Below are 4,053 nucleotides of genomic sequence, written 5' to 3' on the forward strand. Positions count from 1 at the left end.
GTTCACCCTTCAGGTTTCCCGTATCCCCCTCCACCCGGAGTCTCTATTATAACCTCATCCCCTGCTTCGAGTTCCGTATAAAATTTACTTGGCATAACCTCTACTTTTCCGTTCTTTCTCCTTATAGTCACTGCACCTGGCTTTCCGTTCTCTCCTCCGTATAATCCCCAAGGGCCTATCTTAAATCTATCAGCCAGTATTGACAACTTAATTCTATCGAGAGCGATAAAACTCCTCATAATCCCGTCCCCTCCCTTATACTTTCCCTTTCCTCCGCTACCTTCTCTAATCTTATATGAAGTAAAGAGGATCGGGTAGGAAGACTCTGCAACCTCAATAGGGGTATTCATAGTGTTCGTCATATTGACATGAACAGCCGAGACACCGTCAGAATTAGGTCTCGCCCCACTACCACCACCTATTGTTTCATAATAGGCCCAATATTTACTATCGTGAATGCCTCCCATCATCACGTTCATCATAGTCCCTGATCCCGCGGCTGGAATTGGTAAAAATTTTGACAAGGCTAAGAATGTAACGTCTGCTATCCTCTGTGCTGTTTCCACGTTACCTCCACCCACAGCAGCGGGTTTTCTTGGGTTTACTAAAGAACCCTCCTCAGCCTTCACTTCTATAAACGAGTAAAAACCTTCATTAGTAGGTATTTCCTTATTTATTGCAGACCTTATTGCAAATGACACGGATGAATAAGTTACTCCAATTACTGCGTTAAGCGGTCCGCTTATTTGTGGGTGTGTCCCTGAGAAGTCTGCAATCACCTTATCCTCCTTTACGATTAATGAGAGCTTAATTTTGAGTAAGGAGTCCTTCCACTCTATATAATCTTCAGCTTCATATATTTCTTCCCTCCATCTCGGTAACAACGATTTAGTGTGTTCTATACTCTTGTCCCAAGCATTAAGGACGTTCTCTAAACCATACTTATCAAAGAGCTCCTTCAGTCTTTTTACTCCCATGTTGTTTGCAGAAACTTGAGCCTTTATATCTCCCAAGGATATCTCTGGAGTCTTAAAGTTCTCTTTTATTATCTTCAAGACCTCGTCATTAAGCGGTAGGGGAGGGATAACTACTCCTTCTTCATATAAGGTAGATGCATTAGGATTAATACTCCCCGGAGAGGGGCCTCCTACATCAACATGGTGAGCCTTATTAACTACATATGCGACTAAATCGCCTCTATAAAACACTGGTGTTATTATTCCTACGTCGTTTAAATGCGTGCCTGAAATATAAGGATCGTTAAATATAACAGTCTCCGAGTTAACATAAGGGAGTACGTTTTTCACAGCAACTTTAAATGAGCCCAAATGAACTGGAATGTGTTCGGCTTGGGCTACTATTCTACCCTCCTTATCCACTATTGCACAACTATGATCCATTCTCTCTCTGATGTTCGGAGAGAGGGCAGCTCTTTTGAGGAGGACGCCCATCTCTTCCGTTATGAAAGTAGTAGCCTTTTCAATTACTTCCCACTTCATGGTCAGACCCTCCTGAGTATAATAGACCCCAACTTACTAACTTCGAATTCCCACCCATCCTTTACCACTGTAGTAGAACTATACTCCTCTATTATCGCCGGTCCCTTTGCCTTAAACCCCTTGGGTAAGGTTTCCCTCTTATATACTTCAACCTCAGTCCAGTCTCCTAAATACACTTTCCTTTTACTTACTTTTACTTCACCACTAGTTTGCTCTGTGAGCTTGAGGTCGACAAGTCTCTTAACACCGAAAACCCTTACTAAGACGACTTCTATCGGATAGGGTAAAGTATAACCGTAAGTCGAGAGGTATTTCTCTTCGAAAGCTTTACGATAGTCTTGTCCTTTTTCTACCCTTACAGTTAGTTCCCAACCTTGTCCGCTATACCTAGCATCAATATACCTTACGAAGTAATCAACGTCGTGGATATTACTCTCAAGTTCTTCGAATGCTTTATCAACGTTATTAGGAAATGCTTTTCTACCCTCGAAGCGCAGGTCTGCCGTTAATAGAGATAATGCGCTGAACAATCCGGGATAGGGTGGGATAATCACTTCCCTAATTCCCATTTCATCCGCAAGTTCAAGAGCGAATTGAGGACCCGCTCCTCCAAAGGCAAATAACGTAAAGTTTTCCGGGTCTAATCCCCTCTCTACAGTAACAAGTCTGATCGCTCTAGCCATTTCCACACTTGCGAGTTTTATGGCTTCCTCCGCAACGTCCATTGGGTCACCTAGCTTTGACAGTGAAGTCTCAGCAGATTTAACGTCTAACCTCATTTCACCCGAAAGTAAGTCTCCTATTTTACCCTCGATAGCCATAGCGTCGGTCAGTGTCGGGTATACGCCTCCCCTACCGTAACAAACCGGACCAGGATCTGCTCCCGCACTTATGGGACCAACTCTAAGTGCACCTCCTTCGTCAGCCCATATTATCGTACCTCCACCCGCTGAGACTTCGGCAAGATCTACGAATGGAAACCTCACTGGATAGCCAGAGCCTTTTATAATCCTCCCGTGGTGTGTCCTCCCTCCGACTTCGTACTCAGAGGTAATCTCGACTTCACCGTTAACTATTGCTCCTGCTTTAGCCGTAGTACCGCCCATGTCGAAACTTATTACGTCTTTATACCCCAATTTCTCCGCGAACACTTTAGCCCCTATTAGCCCTGCTGAGGGCCCGCTCTCGATAATTTGTACTGGTCTCTTCACCGTTTCCTCTAAGGTTATCAGTCCTCCAGAACTGGACATTATGTAAACCTCTTCGGCAAGACTTCGGAGTCCTTCAACGTATCTCGACACTATAGGCATAAGCATCGCGTTGATTAATGTCGTAGAAGTCCTCTCGTACTCCCTTTGTTCGGGTGACACTTCATGGGAGGCTATAACGTATTTAAAGAACTTAGACAAGTACTCTTTAACCTTCTTTTCATTTTCAGGATTCCTATAAGAATGGAGAAAAGAAATAGCTACTGAGTCGTAATTTTTCTTGACCAGTAAGTCCAAATCTCTCAAGTTAGGTTCCTTCATGACTTTACCATCCGGAGTTGTCCTTTCGTCCACCTCATATCTCGAATCCCTTGATACTAGTGGTTTAGGTTTGGTAAAATAGAGATTGTAGAGTTCAGGTCTGTTTTGTCTACCGATTTCTATGACGTCCCTGAAGCCCTTGGTTACAACAAGGGCAGTACGTGGTAACTCTAAGTTAAGTTGCCCTAAAAGTGCGTTAGTCGCGATAGTAGTTGCGTGGAAGAGTTTAGACAATTTTTTGACTCCGAGGTCTTTTAGACCTTTTCTGACACCTATTTCTGGCTCTTTAGGTGTTGTCAACCCCTTGTAAAATCTCAGACTACCGTCATCTTCAAGAATGATTATGTCGGTAAATGTTCCTCCGATATCAACTGCTGCCAGGGTCATAATATGATTAGCTATTGTAGAATTATTAAACGTTAGCAGGTAAACTATTGAAAAGATTTTACTTTTTAACGCTTAACTTTTTATTCAAAAATAAATCTGGTCGTCATACAAAGTGTCTTTACGGTACATGTGTAGATCTCATAAGGGAAGTTAGGTTAGTAATTCCTATAATCGCGTACAAGTTTCCGAGAGAGTCCATATTGTGATCAAGATTTAGAATTAACAATGAAAATAAATCACTTTAATTATTTACCTACATGGTTCTCTAATCTGAAAAACAAGGGAAAAAAAGAGCAATGAATACGGACGGTTCGAAAATTAAACTAATACTTCCGAATTTCAAATCACTACATGACGTAATACGTATACATATATCAAAGTAATTATTTAAAAATCATCCGCGGATATGTGATTTTAGGAAGAGATCAGAGGTAACTTAAAGGAGAAGATTTTGGCTTGTCTTAGTTTTATCCCATGAAAAACTATTCCTATTTTTTTAGGAGTAAGGGATAGATAACGCCTTATATATGAAATTCGATAGAAATTTTGATGAGGACAGAAGTTACACTTACCTTGGACGAAGAAATCTTAAGGCAAGTTGAGCTTTACGCTTTAAGCGAAGGGTTATCACTGGACGA

General features: G+C 41.7%; 2 protein-coding genes. Both read right to left on the reverse strand.

What is annotated here, in order from left to right; all coding sequences use genetic code 11:
• Window positions 1-2: 2 nt before the first annotated feature.
• Window positions 3-1,499: a hydantoinase B/oxoprolinase family protein gene (locus WIW89_RS07345; RefSeq protein ID WP_337720286.1), complete on the reverse strand. Its 1,497-nt coding sequence runs from the start codon at window positions 1,497-1,499 to the stop codon at window positions 3-5.
• A gap of 2 nt (window positions 1,500-1,501) precedes the next feature.
• The gene (locus tag WIW89_RS07350) at window positions 1,502-3,415 is read right to left on the reverse strand and encodes a hydantoinase/oxoprolinase family protein (protein ID WP_337720287.1); all 1,914 of its coding nucleotides are present in this window, start codon (window positions 3,413-3,415) and stop codon (window positions 1,502-1,504) included.
• Between the last annotated feature and the right edge of the window lie 638 nt (window positions 3,416-4,053).

This window comes from Stygiolobus sp. CP850M (genome assembly GCF_037389425.1).
Taxonomy (GTDB): Archaea; Thermoproteota; Thermoprotei_A; order Sulfolobales; family Sulfolobaceae; genus Stygiolobus.

Excerpts from the sequence above, each read along its gene's own strand:
- WIW89_RS07345 (WP_337720286.1), bottom strand. The coding sequence starts at position 1,499 with ATGAAGTGGGAAGTAATTGAAAAGGCTACTACTTTCATAACGGAAGAG.
- WIW89_RS07350 (WP_337720287.1), bottom strand. The coding sequence starts at position 3,415 with ATGACCCTGGCAGCAGTTGATATCGGAGGAACATTTACCGACATAATC.